Source organism: Pedobacter heparinus DSM 2366 (assembly GCF_000023825.1).
Lineage (GTDB): Bacteria > Bacteroidota > Bacteroidia > Sphingobacteriales > Sphingobacteriaceae > Pedobacter > Pedobacter heparinus.
Genome location: NC_013061.1, coordinates 1,710,648 through 1,731,975 on the forward strand (window position 1 = coordinate 1,710,648; position 21,328 = coordinate 1,731,975).

Genomic DNA, 21,328 nt, shown 5'->3' on the forward strand with positions numbered 1-21,328 from the left:
GGTGCTTAATTTATAAAAAAGTCAATATTCCTTCTCTCTGCGAATGCTGAAGAAGCATCCGGATGTCGACCAGGAACATTGGCTTTTTTATTTTGGGAGCAGACCTGTATGGCGTATTCAGAGTTTATTGTATTTTTGCAGGATCATGCCTCCAGCACCTAGAAAAACACCTGCTTCCAGAAAATCTACTTTCCGTCAAACTTATGAATCAGATGCATCAGGCCGTCCTCGAAGAAAAACAACTCCAAGAAAGAAAGTTGTAAAAAAAAGAAAGCCATGGCCGGTAGGTCTTAAGTTTTTGATAGCTGCACTATTGCTGATTTTGCTTTCCCCATTCTATTACGGATATATTATTAAAGGTTTTTCTTCCACCTGGCGATGGATAAAAGACCTGGGCGAAGATCCCAGTTACCGTACTTACAGCAGCTTTGACATCAGGATACCCAAAGGTTTTGGTATTCATGGCATTGATGTTTCTTACTATCAGGGCAAAATAGATTGGAAACAGGTTAAGGCCATGAAGGAAGATGATGTTAAGATTGATTTTGCATTTATAAAGGCCACTGAAGGTTTGTTTAAAGTAGATCCTTATTTTCAGCGGAATTGGCGTGAAGCACCAAAGGCCGGGGTTGTTTGCGGCGCTTACCATTATTTCAGGCCGCAAAAACCAGGTGAATGGCAAGCTAAGTTCTTTTTGCAGACCGTTAATTTTGAAGCTGGAGATTTGCCGCCTGTTGTTGATATAGAAGAACTGGATGGTGTACCGGCCTCAAAAATGAGGGTTCAGTTAGCCGGATTCTTAAAACATATTGAAAAGAAAACTGGTGTTAAACCCATCATTTATACAGGCTTGTCTTTTTATAAGGACTATCTTCGGGGATATTTTGATGCATATCCACTATGGATCGCACACTATCATCAGCCAAAATTAAAAGTTAGTGAGGCCACAAACTGGCACTTCTGGCAGCATTCTGATAAAGCTAAAATCTCAGGGATCAACCATGTAGTTGATTTTAATGCATTTAATGGGGACAGCCTGGCATTTGACCGCCTGCTGATCAAATAATAATTAAAAATAATTCTGTAGCTATTCGTAAAAATTAACAATAATGCTATATTTGCGCCAAGTAAGGATTTTTCTTTAGTGATGTCAATGCCCGGATGGCGAAATTGGTAAACGTTGCGGTCTCAGAAGCCGTTGGAGTACAATCCTTGAGAGTTCGAGTCTCTCTTCGGGCACGTCGAAACTTTAAAGCCTGCAAAACATTGTTTTGCAGGCTTTTGTTATTGTAAATACCGCCCAATAAATTAATATAATGATCAGATTGAACAATGAAACGCCTTCGGAAGTATTGCAGGAAGTAAAGAAGGGTGACCTGGTTACCGATACCTTTAGCAAAACCGGCCTGGTAGAAAGTATAGAAACGGACGACGACGGCTTGTACAAAATCTATAGCTTTAACCTGGTTACCGGCCGTACCATTACCATAAAAAAATAAGATATATCCGCACGCCCAACCGGATGGCGTGAAATCTTTATAGCAGGGGCGATAAAAGTCGTGCTGCCTTTTCTATCAATTGTTTGTAGAACGGACGGTCGGCCCATTGTTCCGGATCAATTTTTCTCGCATCTTTCAGATCTTCATAAAAAGCGGCAGTCAATTCAGAGGCAATTTCAATGTCATATACAATGGCATTTACCTCAAAATTGAGATCAAAACTCCTGAAATCCATATTGGCCGTGCCTACTATTGCAATTTTCTTGTCGGTTACCATCGTTTTGGCATGTACAAAACCTTTCTGGTACTGGTAGATCTCAACCCCTGCATTTAGTAAATCATTGTAGTAAGATCTGGCTGCAGCATTTACCAGTACAGAATCAGATTTACCTGGAACGAGGAGCTTTACTGTTATTCCGCTCAGTGAAGCAATCGTCAGTGCATCAAGCAAACTCTCTCCGGGTATAAAGTAGGGACTGGTGATGAGGATTTCTTCGGTAGCCAGATTTATAGCCTGAAGGATAGAAAATAATATGGTAGGCGACTCCGAATCTGGTCCGCTTGCAGCAATCTGAACAATTTTGTTGTCTGTCCCGTTTTGCAAAGGCGCTGTCGGAAAAAAGTTGCTGTCCGGCTGCAATACCTCGCTGGCACAAAAATTCCAGTCGCACAAAAACAGGTACTGCAGGTATTGCGTTCCGGGACCATCAATGCGCAGGTGCGTATCGCGCCAGTAAACCTGTTTTGGATTCCTGCCATCATTGATATACCTGTCGCTCACATTAATACCTCCCACAAAAGCAGTTATACCATCAATTACAATAATTTTTCTGTGGTTACGGTAATTCAGCCTGTTGGCGAAAAGCATGAAATGCACTTTTAGAAAAGGGAAGGCATTTATACCAGCCGCTTTAAGGCGGGGAACTAGTTTTTTACGGATGTCCCGACTGCCAAAATCGTCATAGATGAAACGTATAGTTACACCTTCTTTTGCTTTTTCAATCAGCAAAGCTTCAATCGCCCTGCCAATTTCATCATCTTCATAAATGTAATACTCGATGTGGATATGGTGTCTTGCATTTTTGATGACATGCAGCAGCTCTGGAAATTTCTGTTCCCCATTGATCAGCAGCTTAACTGAATTCTTGGCGGTTAAAGGGCTCATAGAGTCCTTTAAAACCATAAAGGCCAGTTCTTTATTGCTGATTATAGCAGCGTGGTTTTGCTGAAAGGTCTGTTCCGAATAATTGAGTATTCTTTGTTGAAATCTGGCAGCCAGGTCGTCATTTTCATAAAGCTTCTTGCTGTACATTTTCCTGTGGCGGTAGTTGATGCCGAAGGAAAAATAAAAGATCATTCCAAAAATAGGTACAAAGACAGCAAATAACAGGTAGGCCAGCGTTTTTGTAGTACTTCTGGTATCATAAATGATGCGCAAGCATACTAAAACCAGGATAATTACATACGCAATTTCGCCAATCAGCAGCCAGTTCATATTAGCCATTGCTCACATCCCACCAAAAAATGCGGATCGGCATCTGCACCTATACCAGGTGTATCGGGTACATCCAGGAAGTAGCCATCATAAGTCAGCCCCCCCAGAACCGGATCTACCAGGTGCCCCAGTAAACAGGTATCCAGGTCAAAAAACACCACATTGGGACTCGCTAAAGCAAAATGCAGATTGGCGCTCAAGGCAATCCTGCTTTCCAGCATACTGCCAATCATACATTTAACGCCTGCCTGCAGGGCCGTTTCATGGATTTTTTGCGCTTCTAAAATGCCACCTGATTTAGAAAATTTGATGTTCAGGTATTCACAGGACTGGCTGTTGATGAGTTTTCGGGCATCGTGGTGGTTATAGCAGCTTTCATCGGCCATAATTTTAATGGGCGAGTTCAGGCTCAGTTCGGGCAGTTTATCATCGTACCAGGTACGCATGGGTTGTTCACAAAATTCGATGTTTAAGGGAGCAAGTTCTCCCAGTGCAAAAAGTGCATCATCAAAACTCCATCCCTGGTTGGCATCAAGGCGCAGCACCATATCATCGCCAACTGCCTTTCTGATCTGTTTTACACGTTCAATGTCGTCATGGATTTTTTTGCCCAGCTTTATTTTGATGATCCGGCAGCCCTGGTGCTGATATTTGAGCGCCGAAAGTGCCATATTTTCAGGCGTATCAATGCCAATGGTCATATCGGTTTCGATACTTCGTTTTTGTCCCCCTAAAAACTGGTACAGCGGCAGGTTGGCATTTTTTGCCGCAATATCAAACAAAGCCATGTCAAAGGCACTTTTAATGGTGCTGTTGTGTGCCGCATAGCCCAGCAGGTCGTTCATCCGTTCAGGAATATCCAGGGGATCTTTACCAATAAGGATCTTTGCAAAATCCTGCGCCATGGCCAGACAGGTTTCCTGTGTTTCGCCAACAATCATAGGGAAGGCAGAGCATTCGCCAACACCATATATTCCTGCATCGGTGTAGATCCTGATCAGCACGTTCTGCGCAAAGTGCATGGTGCCCGTAGCAATCACAAATGGTTCCATAGGAATGCTGAAACGGTAAATTTCGGTATGGGTAATCTTCATTAGCGTACAATCTTTAACGTAAAAGTACAATTTACTTTTTACCTTTATCCTATGAATACAGAACCCAATAGCTTAATTAAAGCTTCATCGCCCTATTTGTTACAGCATGCCTATAATCCGGTTAACTGGTATGAATGGGGTGCCGAGGCCCTGCAAAAGGCCAGCGCAGAAAATAAGCTGATCCTGGTGAGCATTGGTTATTCGGCTTGTCACTGGTGCCATGTAATGGAAAGGGAAAGTTTTGAAAACCATGAGGTTGCTGAAGTGATGAACAGGCATTTTGTTTGTATAAAGGTAGACAGGGAGGAACGCCCTGATATTGACCAGATCTATATGCTGGCCATACAGCTGATGACAGGAAGCGGGGGCTGGCCATTAAACTGCATTTGCCTGCCCGATCAGCGGCCAATTTATGGAGGCACTTATTTCAGGAAAGCCGACTGGGTAAATGTATTGGAAAGTGTTGCCGCAATGTGGGCCAATGAGCCGGATAAGGCTATAGCTTATGCCGACCGCTTAACTGATGGTATTCAAAATGCTGAGAAAATAATACCTCAGATTAAGGTAGATGAATATACTAAAGCACATTTAACAGCAATTACAGAGCCCTGGAAACGTTATTTTGATATGGCTGAAGGTGGATACAACCGGGCGCCTAAATTTCCCTTGCCCAATAACTGGCAGTTTATGCTGCGCTATAGTCACCTGATGCAGGATGACGCCACCCATGTATCGGCTTTGCTAACGCTTGAAAAGATGGCAATGGGTGGTATTTACGATCATGTTGCCGGCGGCTTTTCCCGTTATTCAGTAGATGGCGACTGGCATGTGCCACATTTTGAAAAAATGCTTTACGATAACGGGCAGCTGATCAGCTTATATGCCGAAGCCTATCAGTACTCCAGGTCGTTGTTGTTTAAAGAAGTGGCAGAAGAAAGTATTGAATGGCTGGAAAGGGAAATGATGTCGCCCGAAGGCTTGTTCTATGCTGCGCTTGATGCAGATAGTGAGGGCGTGGAAGGGAAGTTTTATGTTTGGGATAAACCTGACTTTGAGGCAGTACTTGGAGATGATGCAGATTTGCTGTCCGATTATTTTAATGTTACTGATGAAGGGAACTGGGAAGAAGAGCAGACCAATATCCTGCTCAGAAAGTTTACAGAAGAGGAATATGCCGAAGTTAAGGGGATATCTGTAGTAGAACTGCTGCAAAAGATAAAGACCGCAAAAATTAAACTGTTACAGGAAAGGAGCAAAAGGATCAGGCCCGGACTGGATGATAAATGTTTAACGGCCTGGAATGCAATGGCTATAAAAGGACTTGCGGAAAGTGCTGAAATATTTGACCATCCCCATTATTATGAAATGGCCAAAAAAGCCGCCTCCTTTATATTGGCCCATGTAAACACTGCCGATGGTGGCCTGTACCGTAATTTTAAAAATGACAAGGCAAGTATTCCGGGATTTTTAGATGATTACGCTTTTTTTATTGAAGCATTGATTGCACTTTATGAGGCAGATTTTGATGAAAACTGGCTAAAGGAGGCCAAAAGACTGTGCGATTATGTGCTCCTTAATTTTGAAGATGAGCATAGTCCGATGTTGTTCTATACCTCGGCTGCCGGAGAGACTTTAATTGCGCGTAAGCACGAGATTATGGACAATGTAGTACCGGCATCCAACTCCGTTATGGCCCAGAACCTTCATAAACTGGGGCTGCTGTTTGATGAGGATGTTTATAGCATTAAAGCCGAAGAGATGCTGGCCGCCGTCCTTCCGCAGATTAAAACTTATGGGTCGGCTTATTCCAACTGGGCCATACAGCTTTTAAACCAGGTATTTGGTATAAATGAAATTGCGCTGACAGGTGCGGCTGTTAAAAAGCAGAAATCGGCCTTCAATGCACACTATATCCCTAATAAAATTACATTAGGAGGAACAAAATCCCAGCTTCCGTTGTTAAAAGATAAGCAAAGCATTGAAACAAAAATCTATATTTGCCGAAATAAAGTATGCCAGTTGCCAGTAGCTACTGTTGATGAAGCATTAAAATTGATAAATTAAAAAAACATCACAATGAGTATTAAACCCAATACAGTAGTATCATTAACGTACGAGTTGCATACGACTAATGAAGAAGGACAGCAAGTTTTTGTAGAAAAAGCGGATAAGGAAAATGCACTCGTTTTTTTATATGGTACAGGAATGATGCTGCCAAAATTTGAAGAACATTTAAGCGGTTTAAACGTTGGCGATGAGTACAGTTTTGAGCTTTCTGCAGCTGATGGCTACGGAGAAATTGATCCGGGTGCTTTTGCTGACCTGCCAAAAGATATGTTTAAAGATGTTGAATTGCCAGCCGTTGGTGATGTGATTCCTTTGCAGGACAACCAGGGAAACCATTTCCGGGCTGGCGTTACTGCCGTTCATGAAGATGTGGTTGCTGTCGACCTGAACCACCCTATGGCTGGTAAAAACCTGATTTTTGCAGGTGAGATTTTAAGTGTACGTGAAGCTACCCAGGAAGAGCTGAGCCATGGTCATGCCCATGGTGCTGATGGTCACTCCGGTCACTAAATAGCATTACATTTTTTTTCAAATTCTGTAAGCAGTACTGCTTACAGAATTTGAAAAAATAATAGAATTCCCGCTTAGGAACTTATGAAGTCATTATATAGCTTTTGCAGCAACGAGTGCAATAGGTGGGTTGTCCATCGCATTGCCGGGAATTAATTTAAGCGTACCTTTAACTGTTACCGTTTTATAAGTAAATTTAATGGGCTCGGCCATTTCTACCAGTACCATAATAGGAACACCATTTTTTCCACAGTAAAAGCATTGGTTGATGGGAAGGGTGGATAACATGAACCTGGTTTGTTTCATGCCATCTTTGATGGGTACAATATAACCCTCAAGTTCAAATGGCTTGTTGGCATATTTTTTTATTTCAGGACTAAATATAGCCTGCATTTCAGTGTCTTTAACAATTTTGAAATCTACCCCGCCAACGATCTCCCAGTTGTCAGAGTTGATCTGGTCATCGGGGTTGTGCTGTGCTTTAACGGCAAAGCCTGTAAAAAGCAGGGCAATAAATATCAATTTCTTTATCATCATTTTCCTGGTCTGATCGTTTGTTAGGGTTAATTTTTCGCTAATATCTTTGAAATGTTTGATCTGTAAGCCTGTGCTGCCGGTATGATCGCTGCAAATATACCAATAGAAAGCCCTGCAAAAAACAAATATATCTCATTGGAAAGTAAAACAAAGCCAGTTAGCTGGGCCTGGCTGCTTTCCTGGTTGCTGCCAATAAACTCTAGTGCCAAATGTCCTAAGGCCATCCCAATTAATGTGCCTGCCAGTGTAAGCATCATACCTTCTGCAATAACAATCAGAGAAATTTTTGTCCTGGAGGCTCCTAAAGTGCGCATAATGGCCAGGTCGTAACTGCGCTCTTTTAAAGAGTTGTAGAGATTTACAAATACACTGATGGCAGCAATAAGCATAATCAGCACAGCAAACCACTGCAGCGTATCTATACCTACGCCTATTAAAGAGAACAAGCGGGTGCTTTCCTGTGCAGGAGAGGCGGCCTGCATATTTGTGGTTTCATTAACCAGTCGCGGAAACATGGCTACCGACATAGGAGAGCGGTATTGGATCAGTAATGATGTCAGTTCGCGCTGCCCCTCATCATCAGCATGGTCATGGTCACCTTCTTCATGCTCATCATGCATTCTCCAAACACTGGCCACATTGGTCAGGATCAGGTTATCGGTCACATTTCCCTGGGCTTCCAGGATTCCGGTTACGGTGTAAGGGCGATTTTTATGTACATCGGTATTGCCTGTTAATCCATGGGCACCATAAAAGGTATCCCCGATTTTCAGGTGCAGGGTTTTGGCTACAGCCGTGCCAATGGTAGTTTCAAAGTCATGCCGCCAGAATTTTCCCTCTTTTATTTTTAGTTTGTACAGGCTCACAAAATTACTGTCGGTGCCCACTATACGCGTACCATTGTAATTGTCGCCCAATGCCAGGGGTACCGCTCTTTTTACAAAAGGACTGTGTGCAAGTTCCAGGGCCTCTTTTAAGGGGATATTTCCGGTAGGGAAATCAATATAATAAATACTACTGAGTATCAGTTGCAATGGGCTGCCTTTGGCACCAACCACCAGGTCTATATCCTTTGAGTTGTTTTCCAGTTTTTCGCCAATTTGTGCAGATGCCAAAAGCAAAATGGTGAGAATACCGGTGCCAAAGGCAATAAGTATGATATTAAGCGCTGCAGAGAGGGGTTTGGACCATAAACTTTTCCAGCTGATTTTTAATGGGCTCATGCTAATTGGTAAGTGTTTGTAAAGGCATCTTTTACTCTTTTATCGTGGGTAGCTACCACTAATGTAGCCTGGTTAATGTCCGATTGGTGCAGGAGTAAGGCCAGTACTGCAGCAGCATTTTTATCATCCAGACTTGAAGTAGGCTCGTCTGCGATGATCAGGGTAGGTTTGTTGATCACTGCACGGGCTATAGAAACCCTTTGCAACTGGCCCTGACTCAGCTCGTTGGGATAGGCCTCTTTTTTTTCGGCTATACCCAAAGAACTCAGAACTTCATGCACACGGTTTAAATCTGCAGGCAGGCCGGCAAAACTTTGGGCCAGTACCAGGTTATCTGAAATATTTAAGCTTTTGATCAGGTGGGGTCGCTGGAATATAATGCCGATGTTCCGACCCCTGAACTGGTCCAGCTTTTTGGAAGATAAATTATAAATAGAAGTTTCATTGATCCTTACCTCACCGGCTTCAGGTTTCAATATACCGGTAAGTATGTGCAGGAGCGTAGTTTTTCCACTGCCAGATTCGCCAAGTAGCAGCCATTGTTCAGCTTTATTGATTTGCCAGTCTTTAAACGCAATAGCTTTTCCCCCTGGATAATGATGCGAAAGTGATGTTAATGAGATCATGTCTATTCTATGCTCCTGTTGTGTGTGCTATACAAAAATAGCATACACAATTTAATTGCCTATGCTATTCATGTAAAGTATTTGCTATTTACAAAAGCTTGTCATAAAACAAAGTTTTGTAATAGCCTTATTTTGAATACATTTTTGCCCTCAGTTCCGCTACATCCGGACTGCTGATGTACTCGTCGTAGCTCATCATCTTATCAATCACCCCCTTAGGAGTCAGCTCAATAATGCGTGTTGCAACAGATTCTGTTAGTGCATGATCCCTTGAAGTAAACAATGCTGTGCCTTTAAAATCCTTTAATCCGTTGTTTAAAGCAGTAATAGACTCCAGGTCGAGGTGATTGGTAGGCTCATCAAACAACAAAAGGTTAGCGTGTTTCAGCATCATCTGCGAAAACATGCAGCGCATCTTTTCACCACCGGATAGTACCTTTACATTTTTCAATACCTCTTCGCCCGAGAAAAGCATGCGTCCAAGAAAGCTCCTTACAAATTGTTCATCCTGATCTGTACCCGAATACTCCCGTAGCCAGTCTACCAGGTTTTCATCCTTACCTTCAAAATAAACCGAGTTGTCATTAGGAATATCGGCCATATTGATGGTTACACCAAACTTAAATTCGCCGGTATAGTTCTTTTCACGCGCAGTAAGCACATTGTAAAAAGCAGTAGTGGCCAGGCTGTTTTGCGACAGCACCGCAATCTTATCTCCTTTATTCACCATAAAGCTGACGTTCTTAAACATCACGTCGCCATTTAAAGTACAAGATAAATTTTCTACCTGTAAAATCTGGTCGCCCGCCTCTCTGCCCAGATTATTGAACAAGATGGCCGGGTATTTCCTGCTGGAAGCTTTAATCTCAGAGATGTCGATTTTATCCAGGGCTTTTTTACGCGATGTAGCCTGTTTCGACTTGGAAGCATTGGCGCTAAAACGCTGAATAAATTCCTGCAGCTCCTTAACTTTCTCTTCCAGTTTTTTATTCTGGTCGCTGCGCTGTTTCAGGGCCAGTTGGCTCGATTCGTACCAGAAGGTATAGTTACCAGAGTAAATACTCATTTTGCTGAAATCTATATCCACAATATGAGTACAAACCGCATCTAAAAAGTGCCTGTCGTGAGATACTACCAGTACAATGTTCTGATAATCTGCCAGAAAATTCTCTAGCCAGGCAATGGTATCAATATCCAGATCGTTGGTAGGCTCATCCAGCAGCAGGATGTCAGGATTGCCAAATAAGGCCTGTGCAAGCAATACACGTACCTTTTGGGTTCCGTCCAGTTCTTTTAACTGTTTATAGTGGTGTTCTTCTTTAATGCCTAAGTTGCTCAGCATGGTGGCTGCATTGCTTTCCATGTTCCAGCCATCCATTTCTGCAAATTTGTTCTCCAGTTCACCAGCACGCTCGCCATCTTTGTCTGTAAAATCTTCTTTCAGGTAAATGGCATCTTTTTCCTTCATGATGTCGTACAATTCCTTGTGGCCCATCATTACGGTTTCAATCACAGTAAATTCATCAAACTCATAATGGTTTTGTTTTAAAACGGCCATACGTTCCCCTGGTGTAAAAGCTACACTCCCCGTGGTCTGGTTCACTTCACCAGATAAAATTTTGAGGAAAGTGGACTTGCCTGCACCATTGGCCCCAATTACGCCATAGCAGTTGCCATGGGTGAATTTTAAGTTGACATCTTCAAATAAAGTTCTTTTTCCGTAACGGAGTGATAAATTAGAAACTGAAATCATATTGCTGAAAAATAAGCCGCAAAGGTAGGTATAATTTATTTTATTAAGTTTGATGTTTAGATTTTTATACAGTGAACAAAGAGGAATTAACCGCAAGATTGGATACACCTGTGCAGTTTCAAATGGTAGCCAGTTTAACCGCTATTGCTGAAATCAAGGGGTTGGCTATCAACGAACTGATGGAAATCAGTTTTCATAAAAAGAAGGAAGTGGCTTTCAGGGCAGCCTGGATGCTGGAGTATCTCATGACGCATAAACCTGAGCAGTTCAGTAAATACCTGGATGAGTTACTGACCTTATTTCCCAGGCAGAAAAATCCTTCGGCCATGCGCCATTATGCTAAAATTATGGCTTTACTAACCGATAAAAGGGCCCATCAGATTTATAAGGAGCGCGTGCTGCAAATAGATTTTGAACCCCTGATTGAAGTGCTCTTTAACTGGCTGATAGATACAGAAACCCTGGTAGCTACCAAGGTACATTGCATGCAGGCCCTGGCAAACCTGTTGCCCAGGTACGAATGGTTTAAGGACGAACTGCTGGAAACCATTGATTACCTGATGGGTGTAGAAAGCATTGCTTTTTTTGCCCGTGCCAAAATGGTAAAAAAACAATTAAAAAAGTATTACACCGTGTAAACATTTCCATTGGCCTTTAATTCTATTTTTGCAGACATACGATCGCTCGGTTAAGAATTATGGAAAACGAAATCGCAATTTTAAGTCATATCATCAAACGCCGGAGAAGTATTTTTCCGGTTAGCTATACCCGGCAGGAGATTCCGGTAACTGTGATCAGACAGATCCTGGAAAGTGCAAATTATGCACCCACACATAAACTGACTGAACCCTGGAGGTTTATGGTATTCAGGAATGAAGGAAAAACGAAACTGGGCATCGAACTTGCACGTTTATATAAAGAAAGCACCCCTGCCCCTCAGTTTCTGCAGAAAAAATATGACAGCATCACAGAAAAAATAGCCCAGTCCAGCTGTGTGATCGCTTTAAATGCGCAACTGCATCCGGATAAGGTACCGGAATGGGAGGAACTTGCAGCCCTTGCCTGTGCTGTACAGAATATGGCCCTTACCGCCGAAGCCTTAAATGTAGGCGCGTACTGGAGTTCACCAGGCATGATTGCAAATCTTAAAGAATATCTTAACTTAGGTGGACAGGAAAAATGTTTCGGACTTTTTTATATGGGGTATCACAATGAAGAACCCAGGGAAGCAAAACGTACACCAATGGCAGAAAAAATTAAATGGATAGAGTCGTAATATGGATAAAGGGATAGTATATCAGCTTTGTTTAGATTTCATCAAACAAAGGATTCAGACTGCAGAAACGGCGCTTGCCCAGGCCAGGGAAGCCAGTAACGACGATACAAAAAGCAGTGCCGGTGACAAATACGAGACCAGCCGCGAAATGATGCAGCAGGATATAGACCGGAATAAACGTTTATTGATGGATGCACAGGAAAATATGAAGACTCTGGAGGCTATAGGACAGGCAACTGCATCGGATACCGTGAGCGGGGGCAGTCTGGTATACACCAATGAAGGCATTTTTTACATCAGTATCAGTGCAGGTCAGCTTCATGCAGGTGGTAAAACGGTATTTGCTATCTCAGCAGCATCACCCATCGGTAAACTGATGCTGGGCAAAAAAAAAGGAGATGACTTTTCCTTTAACGGGAAGAAGTATCTCCTTAATGAGGTGCTGTAAACCGGGTTAAAAGCTTCTTACAATACTGTTGTGTAAGGTTTTAGGGCTCCAGTAGCCACTGGCAATAATCCTTCTAACGGTAAACAAAGGGTCGTTCTGGTCACGCTTATCTGCCAGTGAAAAGGCCATTCTAAACCCACGTTTTTTGAGTTCAGGAATACCTTCTGCATTCCATAAGCCAAAAGGATAGGCAAATTCTGTCATTTTTTTGCCGGTAATCTCTTCCAGTTTTTTAGTGGGTTTATCCAGCTGCTCTTCCCAGTCTTTTCCCTGGTATTTCTTAAAGTTCTTATGGTCGTAAGTATGGCTGCCGATCACATTTCCTTCATCAGAAAGCTGTTTGATCTGCTCTTTGCTCATGTAATCTACAAATTTACCTTTCTTGCCAATGGACACTGTCATGATAAAATATACGGCTTTATAGCCATATTTTTTAAGGGTGGGGGCCGCAATGGTAAACTGGTCCATATCTGTATCGTCAAAAGTGAACATGATAGGTTTGGAAGGCAGGGCTGCACCTGTATTTAAATAAGCATACAGCTGATCTGGTAAAATGGAATGGTAACCGCTATCGGCCAGCATCTTAACCTGATCTTTAAAATTTTGTATTTCAACAATATAATCTTTACCTACTTTTCCATCCGTGGGCTTCCAGTTGCGGATCTGGTGATAACACAATATCGGAACCTGTTTCCGGGCGAGAATGGTCTTTGCATCAGCAACCTTTATTTTAGAAACATCCACCTGGGTGTGCTGATCCTTTTCAGGAGTTCCGGTGGTTTCAGCTACTGCAACGGCAGTGCTGTCTTTTGCATCCGAACCTGTTGCACCTGTTTGTGATTTTGACTGGCATCCGGCAGCAAAAAATACTGCTGCAGCCATAAATGGTAAAAAGTGATGTTTCATATTAAGTAATGCTATTTCATATAGGGTATCTGACGCAAAACTATAAAATCAAATCCAATAAAAGATGGAAAGCATCAGGAGTTTTCAATAAACAGCCATAAAAAAAAGCCCCCGCCTAAGCAAGGGCCTTTTATCTAACCAAACTAACTTTTTATGAAAAACCTGGGCTTAGAAGTGGAACATCACACCCAGTTTTGGGGTAATGGTGCTTGCATCTAAACCAAAAGTATCTGTTTTTGCTTTATTGCCTGTAGCAGCATCTTTAACAGTGTAATTGTTATATCCCAAGCCATCTACAGAAACCTCTATGCCAACTCTTTTAGTAGGATAGAAAGCAAATCCAGGGGCAAGTTGTACACCTATTGAAGTTGTTGTACCTTTTTTGTCGCCCACATCGCCGGTAACGCCGTCTACATCTTTAACGTTTCCGAAAGCCATCGGTACCGATAACTGACCAAAGAATTTGAACTGATCAGACAATCCAACATAATAACGGCCAAAAGGTGCAACCTCAAAAGATTGGTTTAAATATTCCTGACTTACCTTTTTGTCATAATTGTAACCAACTCCGGTACCTATAGCAAAATTATCGCTTACAAAATATCCAACAGAAGGTACTACATTAAACCTGAAATCTGATTTCGAAGCCCCTTCTTCTTTTGTAGAGTTTAAACCTAAGCTACCACCAACAATTATTTTTCCTTTTTCTGTTTGAGCCTGAGTGGTAAAAGCTAAACCTGCAACTGCAACTAATGATAATAATAATTTTTTCATCTTCTTAATTTTTAATTTATAATCTGGTCTTTTCTCTTTTTATGTTCTGACCATTTACGGTATATAGTCAACCCTTGTGCCAATTAAATGTTGCCTTTGCTGAGTAAAAATGACACTTTTTGTAAGTGCTTAATTGATAAGTGAATATATTTTTTTCCGCTGCTGTTTATTATTTTACCATGACAATCCAGCTTAAATTATGACAAATCTCGTACTGCTCCTTTTATTCAAACTGACTTTTATTGTAATATTGTCAGTTGTTATGTTGTCTGTTTTGGCATACATGTTAACAAAAACATGTCAGCCTGCTAACGTTTTTTCTAAAAAAACTATAAATTCATAAATCTTTGTGCCCATCTAAAGCGTTATACATACCATGAGATTATTAATAGAACGAAAACCAGTTAAAGTATACCCAGATCCTAAACGGGTAATTGCAAGATTTTTTTTTAACGGAGATGAAAGAGCTGTAGAAGTGGTGAGGCATGTACTGGCCCTTTCGGATAAAGATGTATTCGGACTGATCTCGCCTTTGTTACAGGAATATTCCAAGAGGCACCGGAACATCACCAAAATACTTGCCCGTCACTGTAAAAAGATCAAACACTGTATAGAAACGGCGGGTTACGATTTTGAATCGCTTGATAAATATCAGAAGTTGCTGCTTGGATCCTATTTCACACATGAATATTCTATAGAATCTGCAGCTTTTTTTAACCCTTCGGTAGTAGAAGACCCTGATCAGTCCGACCTGGTTGAAGGTGAAAAAAGGCTGATCATCAGTTTCAGGGCAGTAGGTGAGGGGCACATTTCGTCTGTCGTGTTCCGTCGTGCACTGATAGACCGTAACCATAACATTACGGTAATCCCGGTAGGCAATTATATTGATGAAGCGGAGATCATTAAGAACGCGGTCTATAATAAAAAACTATTTCTTAAAAAAGCGGCTGATTCCCGCATAGATATAGAGGTTTTGGATGAGGTAGGTGTTAAACTGGAGGATAAATTTGATTATGCCACACTCAGAAAGATCATTCTTGACAGCAAAGGTCTGCAGGAAGATGACCTTAAAAAACTGGAATATGACAAGATCCTCTGGTTGTCGGATACCTACCATGAGATCAGCTTTTCGAGGGACACCGATATTTCTGACCGGGTGATTTTCCCCATCTCTGAATTTGAGCGCAAGGGTATAGAAGATGCCAGGTTTGTCCGTTTTGTAAAAGATGATGGCAGCATTATTTTTTATGCCACCTATACTGCTTTTGATGGGGCCATGATTATGCCCAAGCTATTGCAGACCACGGATTTTTACGATTTTAAGATCAGTCCGCTACATGGTATTGGTGCGCAGAATAAAAATCTGGCACTTTTTCCACGTAAGATCAACGGCAAATATGCCATGATGTCGCGCATAGATGGCTGGAACAACTACCTAATGTATTCCGATAAGCTTACGGTATGGGATAACCCTGTAAAGCTGCAGGCACCACAGTTTCCATGGGAATTCATACAGATCGGTAATTGTGGTTCGCCTATAGAAACTGAGGCCGGCTGGCTGGTGATTACCCATGGTGTAGGGCCAATGCGCCGTTATTGCCTGGGAGCCAGTTTGTTTGATCTGAATGATCCTTCAATAGAAATAGGAAGGTTAAATGAGCCACTGGTTATTCCCAATACAGATGAAAGGGAAGGGTATGTACCTAATGTGTTGTATTCCTGTGGTTCGATCATTCACGATGGTGAACTGATCATTCCCTACGGCCTGTCGGATTATTGTTCTTCCTTTGCCACGGTAAAAATAGCACTGTTACTGGAAAAACTGGAAAGCACTGACTTATATCGTCCTGCATAGCTTTCCAGTTTAGGTATAAATTCTTTTAATGAATTTAGCTGAGTATCTGTTTTTGTACCGTTGTCAGGTCGCTGCTCTGAATGTATTCATATTCAAGCGCTTTCAATACTACCAGATGCGAAATCCAATAAGCCAGTGTACTTTCTGCACCCTGATTGCGGTTTACACCATGTGGTTGAAGGCCATCGCCACAACCCTTTGTTTCATGGTCAAATAAAGGAAGGTGTAAACTGTTTTCGCCCAGAAACCACTGGTAACAGAGGTACATCTGTTTAATATAGGTCAGGTCGTGCGTAATTTCATAAGCTTTAAAATACATCAGTACCATGGCCATGGTTTCAATTGCCTGCTGATCATATAAGGCCATTGAATTGCCTTCCCTATACAGCCAGCCATCATTGCCCACCGGGTTTAAATAACCATATATCAGGGTCTTCTGGCTCAGGTATTCCATACTTTCCAGAGCGATGTCCAGGGCTTCTTTATCTTTAGTGGTCTGGTAATAAGACAACAGTGCCAGGGGTAAAATTGCATTGTCGTAGGTCATCTTGTCCTCAAACCAATGCCAGTGCCCCTTTTTATTCTCCCTGTAAGCAGCTTTCAGAGGTTCAGCCAGTAAATCAAACTGCTCCCTGATGTGTTCATCGCCGGGATGTGCTTTCAAGTAATTTGACAGGCCGATCATGGTATTTCCTATGCCCCTTAAATGGCCCAGGTTTTTAAAATGGGGGACAGATTTATTGAAAAGCTCTCTTGCAAATTCCCTGTAAGAATTGTTCGGGGCATTATGGATCAGGTACCCCAGCGCCCAAATGGTGCGGCCAAAGGAATCTTCAGAGCCAATTTCGTCCAGGTAATCACGTGTAAAGCTCAAAAAATTCCTGAAATTGCCATCATCACGTTGCATGTACTGGATATAGCTTAAATAAACCGGTAACAGTTCTAAGGCTACTTTGCTCTTATTTTGCTGATAAGCTAAAATGGCCATTATTAAAGCCCTGGCATTGTCGTCCAGGCAATAGCCCTCTTTGAGGTTAGGAATCCCATATTTAGCATGCTGTACAATACCAGTATCGTCTGTGAGTCGCTGAATGTGGGCCAGACTGAAGGAGGGCATCGCATCAGGATCTATAATCTGTTTACCGGTATTGTCTTTTTCGGCCAGCGATTTAGAGATGGCCTCTTCCAGTACGTCCACAAATACCTGTCCTGTACTTGGCCAGCGCAAATGAAGTCCGTATTCATAGGCATTTGCTTTCAGCTGGTTTAATTTTTCCTCGTCTTCAAACAGCTCATTTACAATAGCTGCCAGCGCATCCGCATCTTTAAAATCGAATAAACGTCCCCTGTTATCTGCCAGTAATTCCTGGGCATGCCAGTAAGGGGTAGAAATTACTGCAGCTCCTGCACCAACCGCATAAGAAAGTGTGCCGCTGGTAATCTGGGCCTCATTTAAATAGGGGGTAATGTACATATCACAGGCAGTTAAATACTCAAACAACTGCTCTTCCGATACAAACTTGTTGATAAAAGTAAGGTTGTCTTCCACATTGAGCTTTCTGGCCAGTTTTTTAAGGCTGTCGCGATATTCCTCTCCTGAATTCCTGATTACGCCAGGATGTGTAGTGCCCAGTACCACATACATGACGTCGGGATTTTTGGCCACTATTTGTGGTAAGGCCTCAATTACGGTTTCCAGGCCCTTATTCCTGCTGATCAGACCAAAAGTGAACAATACTTTTTTATTTTTAAAGGGCAGGGACAGTTTTACAGGATTATCCGTTTTTGCCTCCAGGTCAGGTACACCATGTTCTATCAGCTGTATCTTACTAAAAGGGATGCCATATATACTGGTTAAAAAACCAACTGCCCTATGGCTCATCACAACTATCCGGGAAGAATGTTTGGCGATTTCCCTGATAATGGTGAGCTGCATATAGCTCGGGTCTTTTAATATGGTATGCAAAATGGTAACCAGTGGTTTTTGCAGTCTTGCAATGAGTGGAAGGATATAAACCCCGTTTTCACCACCGTAAATGCCAAATTCATGCTCCATAATACAGGCATCCACTAAACTTGTATTGATATAATCAGCTGCCCTGATATAATCTTTTTGATTTTCCTGCCTGATCTGGTACTTTACTTCCCTGGGGTATTCATACTGGTCCAAATTCTCGGAATCATTCATGGCCACCACGTAACTGTCCTCAGAAACGGCAGTCTTATCATAACCAATGGCCCTGAGCAGGTTGTGGTTAAACGTAGCAATGCCACATTCGCGTGGCGGATAAGTAGATATATAAGCGATTTTCATATTGTTAAAAGAATCTTTACTGCTCTATCAACAATCATCGCGTTAAATTGTTCTTGATTAAATCATTTTTATTTATTAAATCTTGTTAAAACTTAAACAAAATCATTTTTTAAGAAAAACTGTTTAAGAATGGAGGTGTTTTCCGGGTTTTTTTGCTTTTATTAAAGATTGTATCGGCTCTCAAATGTAATTTCAGAAAAAAAAGCCTTAATGATTGATCATTAAGGCTTTTAAAATTAATTAAAGCATTAAAAAGAAGGGTAAATATTATTTATTATTAAGAAATACAAATTTGTGATCAAACATATCCAGTTTGATCTTACTTTCTTTATCCACTTTTCCGGCAAGTATTTCTTTGGAAAGCTCATTTAAAATGCGTTTCTGGATCACACGTTTTAACGGACGGGCACCAAACTGCGGGTCGTAACCCAATTCTGCCAGCCAGTCCAATGCCTCCGTTGAAGCCTCTATTTCTATTCCCATTTCTGAAAGGGTATCCTGTACCTGTTTAAACTGCAGGTTTACAATGTCCCTCAGCTCATTGCGGTTAAGTGGGGTAAACATGATCAGTTCATCAATCCTGTTTAAAAATTCGGGCCTGATGGTTTGCTTTAACAGTTCAAACAGTTCATTTTTAGTTTTGGCAATTACCTCGTCCCTGTTTTCATCATTCAGCGATTTAAAATTATCCTGGATCAGGTGTGAACCAATATTAGAGGTCATGATGATAATTGTATTTTTAAAGTTCACCACGCGGCCTTTATTATCCGTTAACCTGCCATCGTCCAAAACCTGCAATAAAATGTTGAATACATCAGGATGTGCCTTTTCAATCTCGTCCAGCAATACCACCGAATAAGGTTTGCGGCGTACGGCTTCAGTCAGCTGCCCCCCTTCATCATAACCCACATAGCCTGGAGGCGCACCAATTAAGCGTGAAACTGCATGGCGTTCCTGATATTCGCTCATGTCAATACGGGTCATAGCATTTTCGTCGTTGAACAGGAATTCTGCCAATGCCTTTGCCAGCTCGGTTTTACCCACACCTGTAGTGCCCAGGAATATGAAGGAACCAATGGGTTTTCTTTTATCCTGCAGGCCGGCACGGGAGCGGCGGATGGCATCAGATATCGCTTCAATAGCTTCATGCTGTCCTGCTACACGTTTGTGCAGTTCCGTTTCCAGATTCAGCAACTTTTCACGCTCACTGGAAACCAGTTTGGTTACCGGAATACCGGTCCACCTGCCTACCACACCTGCAATGTCGTCAGCAGTAACTTCTTCTTTCAGCATGCGGCCTTCGGTTTGCTGACTTTCCAGCTGTACTTTTAGTTTTTCAACTTTGTCCTGTGCCTCTTTTATTTTGCCGTAGCGGATTTCGGCAACCTTTCCGTAATCGCCTGCGCGTTCAGCCTGATCGGCTTCCAGCTTATAGTTTTCGATCTGTTCAATCTCATTGTTGATGTTATCTACCAGGTCTTTCTCGCCCTGCCATTTGGCTTTAATTTCATCCCTTTCAGCCGAAAGGTTGGCAATTTCTTCAGCCAGTGATTTCACCTTCCTGGTATCATTTTCCCGCTTGATTGCTTCGCGTTCAATTTCCAGCTGCATGATTTTACGGTTCAGTTCATCCACTTTCTCCGGCACGCTATCCATTTCCAGACGCAGTTTAGACGCTGCCTCATCCATCAGATCGATGGCTTTATCCGGTAAGAACCGGTCGGCAATATACCGTTGCGACATTTCTACAGCGGCAATAATGGCCTCATCTTTAATCCGCACCTTATGGTGGGTCTCATAGCGTTCTTTTAACCCACGCAAAATAGAGATGGCATCCTGAGTATCCGGCTCATCTACCATTACCTTTTGGAAACGGCGCTCCAGGGCTTTATCCTTTTCCAGGTATTTCTGGTATTCATCCAAAGTTGTTGCACCAATGGCACGCAGCTCACCGCGGGCAAGGGCAGGTTTTAAAATGTTTGCCGCATCCATTGCACCTTCGCCACCACCGGCACCAACCAGAGTATGGATCTCATCAATAAACAAAATGATATCGCCATCACTCTGTGTAACCTCTTTTACTACTGCTTTCAGTCTTTCCTCAAATTCTCCTTTATACTTTGCACCGGCTATCAGGGCGCCCATATCCAGCGAATAAACTGTTTTAGTTTTCAGGTTGGTAGGCACATCACCTTTGATGATCCTGAAAGCGATACCCTCGGCAATGGCTGTTTTACCTACACCAGGCTCACCGATCAGGATCGGATTGTTTTTTGTACGTCTGGATAAGATCTGGATTACGCGTCTGATCTCTTCATCCCGGCCAATAACAGGGTCCAGTTTTCCGGATTCTGCATATTCATTTAAATTTCTTGCATATTTATTAAGGGCATTGTAAGTTGCCTCGGCATTTTGTCCCGTTACATGGTTGTCGCCCCGCAAAGCGATAATCGCTTTTTTAAGGTCTTTTTCAGTAACCCCCTGATCTTTCAGGTGTTTTGCGGTATCGTCATTTACCGAAAGCAGGCCAAGTAATACATGCTCTACAGAAACAAATTCATCTTTAAACTCTTTCAGGTAAGAATTTGCTTTTTGCAAAGCGGAATTACTGCCCGAGGTTAGGTAAGGGCTGCTGCCTGTAACTTTCGGAAATTTTTCAATCTGTGCGTCCAGTTGCTGGTTCAGCACATTTAGGTTTACATTTAGTTTCTTTAGTACATAAGAAACTACATTTTCGTCAACAGTAAGCAAACCCTTCAGGATGTGCGCTGTTTCAATAGCCTGCTGCTGATTGCCAGTGGCTATTTCAGAAGCCTGTTGAATTGCTTCCTGAGCTTTTATGGTAAAGTTGTTGAAATTCATATCAACAAATAAACAAAGCAGATGCCATCTTGTTTTTTTGTTTAAGAACTGAAATTTTGTCGGTAATTTTTGTTTTTAAATGACGAAAT

General features: G+C 42.1%; 18 protein-coding genes and 1 tRNA gene. 9 read left to right on the forward strand and 10 right to left on the reverse strand.

Annotated elements, in window-relative coordinates; genetic code table 11:
• Window positions 1–43: 43 nt before the first annotated feature.
• The 3 genes from PHEP_RS07190 (at window position 44) to PHEP_RS07200 (ending at window position 1,499) form a co-directional block, all read left to right on the forward strand.
• A complete protein-coding gene (locus tag PHEP_RS07190) occupies window positions 44–1,066 on the forward strand; it encodes a glycoside hydrolase family 25 protein (RefSeq protein WP_012781597.1) in 1,023 nt (340 codons plus the stop codon).
• Between the two features lie 89 nt (window positions 1,067–1,155).
• A tRNA-Leu gene (locus PHEP_RS07195) sits at window positions 1,156–1,239 on the forward strand.
• Between the two features lie 77 nt (window positions 1,240–1,316).
• The gene (locus tag PHEP_RS07200) at window positions 1,317–1,499 is read left to right on the forward strand and encodes a hypothetical protein (RefSeq protein ID WP_012781598.1); all 183 of its coding nucleotides are present in this window, start codon (window positions 1,317–1,319) and stop codon (window positions 1,497–1,499) included.
• A 37-nt stretch (window positions 1,500–1,536) separates the two neighbouring features.
• Here the strand turns inward: PHEP_RS07200 and cls are convergent, their stop codons facing one another.
• Window positions 1,537–2,994: a cardiolipin synthase gene (gene cls, locus PHEP_RS07205; RefSeq protein WP_012781599.1), complete on the reverse strand. Its 1,458-nt coding sequence runs from the start codon at window positions 2,992–2,994 to the stop codon at window positions 1,537–1,539.
• Entirely contained in the window at window positions 2,991–4,088 is a 1,098-nt protein-coding gene (locus PHEP_RS07210) for a mandelate racemase/muconate lactonizing enzyme family protein (RefSeq protein ID WP_012781600.1), read from the reverse strand. The genes cls and PHEP_RS07210 overlap by 4 nt, the downstream gene beginning before the upstream one ends.
• Window positions 4,089–4,139: 51 nt before the next feature.
• On the opposite strand from PHEP_RS07210, the gene PHEP_RS07215 reads away from it, so the two are divergent.
• Together PHEP_RS07215 and PHEP_RS07220 are read left to right on the forward strand one after the other, a co-directional pair.
• On the forward strand, window positions 4,140–6,152 hold the full coding sequence (locus tag PHEP_RS07215) for a thioredoxin domain-containing protein (RefSeq protein WP_012781601.1): 2,013 nt from the start codon (window positions 4,140–4,142) through the stop codon (window positions 6,150–6,152).
• 12 nt (window positions 6,153–6,164) lie between these two features.
• Complete coding sequence (locus tag PHEP_RS07220; RefSeq protein WP_012781602.1) at window positions 6,165–6,665, forward strand: FKBP-type peptidyl-prolyl cis-trans isomerase; 501 nt, start codon at window positions 6,165–6,167, stop codon at window positions 6,663–6,665.
• A 93-nt stretch (window positions 6,666–6,758) separates the two neighbouring features.
• Here the strand turns inward: PHEP_RS07220 and PHEP_RS07225 are convergent, their stop codons facing one another.
• The 4 genes from PHEP_RS07225 to PHEP_RS07240 all read right to left on the reverse strand — a co-directional run bounded on the left by PHEP_RS07225 (window position 6,759) and on the right by PHEP_RS07240 (window position 10,804).
• Window positions 6,759–7,202 carry a hypothetical protein gene (locus PHEP_RS07225; RefSeq protein WP_012781603.1) on the reverse strand — a complete coding sequence of 148 codons (444 nt, stop codon included), beginning with the start codon at window positions 7,200–7,202 and terminating at the stop codon, window positions 6,759–6,761.
• Between the two features lie 26 nt (window positions 7,203–7,228).
• Entirely contained in the window at window positions 7,229–8,425 is a 1,197-nt protein-coding gene (locus PHEP_RS07230) for an ABC transporter permease (protein WP_012781604.1), read from the reverse strand.
• Entirely contained in the window at window positions 8,422–9,051 is a 630-nt protein-coding gene (locus PHEP_RS07235; RefSeq protein WP_012781605.1) for an ABC transporter ATP-binding protein, read from the reverse strand. Before PHEP_RS07235 ends, PHEP_RS07230 begins: the two co-directional genes overlap by 4 nt.
• A gap of 127 nt (window positions 9,052–9,178) precedes the next feature.
• The gene (locus tag PHEP_RS07240; RefSeq protein WP_012781606.1) at window positions 9,179–10,804 is read right to left on the reverse strand and encodes an ABC-F family ATP-binding cassette domain-containing protein; all 1,626 of its coding nucleotides are present in this window, start codon (window positions 10,802–10,804) and stop codon (window positions 9,179–9,181) included.
• Between the two features lie 71 nt (window positions 10,805–10,875).
• Between PHEP_RS07240 and PHEP_RS07245 the strand changes: the two genes are divergently transcribed.
• From PHEP_RS07245 to PHEP_RS07255, 3 genes are read left to right on the forward strand one after another with little or no spacing between them, the layout of a single operon-like run.
• Window positions 10,876–11,442: a hypothetical protein gene (locus PHEP_RS07245; protein WP_036673875.1), complete on the forward strand. Its 567-nt coding sequence runs from the start codon at window positions 10,876–10,878 to the stop codon at window positions 11,440–11,442.
• 59 nt (window positions 11,443–11,501) lie between these two features.
• The gene (locus tag PHEP_RS07250; RefSeq protein ID WP_012781608.1) at window positions 11,502–12,080 is read left to right on the forward strand and encodes a nitroreductase family protein; all 579 of its coding nucleotides are present in this window, start codon (window positions 11,502–11,504) and stop codon (window positions 12,078–12,080) included.
• A 1-nt stretch (window position 12,081) separates the two neighbouring features.
• Window positions 12,082–12,528: a hypothetical protein gene (locus PHEP_RS07255; RefSeq protein ID WP_012781609.1), complete on the forward strand. Its 447-nt coding sequence runs from the start codon at window positions 12,082–12,084 to the stop codon at window positions 12,526–12,528.
• 6 nt (window positions 12,529–12,534) lie between these two features.
• Here PHEP_RS07255 and PHEP_RS07260 read toward each other — a convergent pair whose 3' ends face one another.
• Together PHEP_RS07260 and PHEP_RS07265 are read right to left on the reverse strand one after the other, a co-directional pair.
• Window positions 12,535–13,434, reverse strand: coding sequence for a polysaccharide deacetylase family protein (locus PHEP_RS07260; protein ID WP_036673878.1), 900 nt, complete (start codon window positions 13,432–13,434; stop codon window positions 12,535–12,537).
• Between the two features lie 168 nt (window positions 13,435–13,602).
• Complete coding sequence (locus PHEP_RS07265; RefSeq protein WP_012781611.1) at window positions 13,603–14,208, reverse strand: outer membrane beta-barrel protein; 606 nt, start codon at window positions 14,206–14,208, stop codon at window positions 13,603–13,605.
• Window positions 14,209–14,584: 376 nt separating this feature from the next.
• On the opposite strand from PHEP_RS07265, the gene PHEP_RS07270 reads away from it, so the two are divergent.
• Window positions 14,585–16,063, forward strand: a complete 1,479-nt coding sequence (locus PHEP_RS07270; protein WP_012781612.1) for a glycoside hydrolase family 130 protein — start codon at window positions 14,585–14,587, stop codon at window positions 16,061–16,063.
• 34 nt (window positions 16,064–16,097) lie between these two features.
• Here the strand turns inward: PHEP_RS07270 and PHEP_RS07275 are convergent, their stop codons facing one another.
• Window positions 16,098–18,377: a glycosyltransferase family 4 protein gene (locus PHEP_RS07275; RefSeq protein WP_012781613.1), complete on the reverse strand. Its 2,280-nt coding sequence runs from the start codon at window positions 18,375–18,377 to the stop codon at window positions 16,098–16,100.
• A gap of 267 nt (window positions 18,378–18,644) precedes the next feature.
• Window positions 18,645–21,239 (reverse strand): ATP-dependent chaperone ClpB, encoded by a 2,595-nt coding sequence (gene clpB / locus PHEP_RS07280; protein WP_012781614.1) that lies wholly within the window; start codon window positions 21,237–21,239, stop codon window positions 18,645–18,647.
• Window positions 21,240–21,328 lie beyond the last annotated feature (89 nt).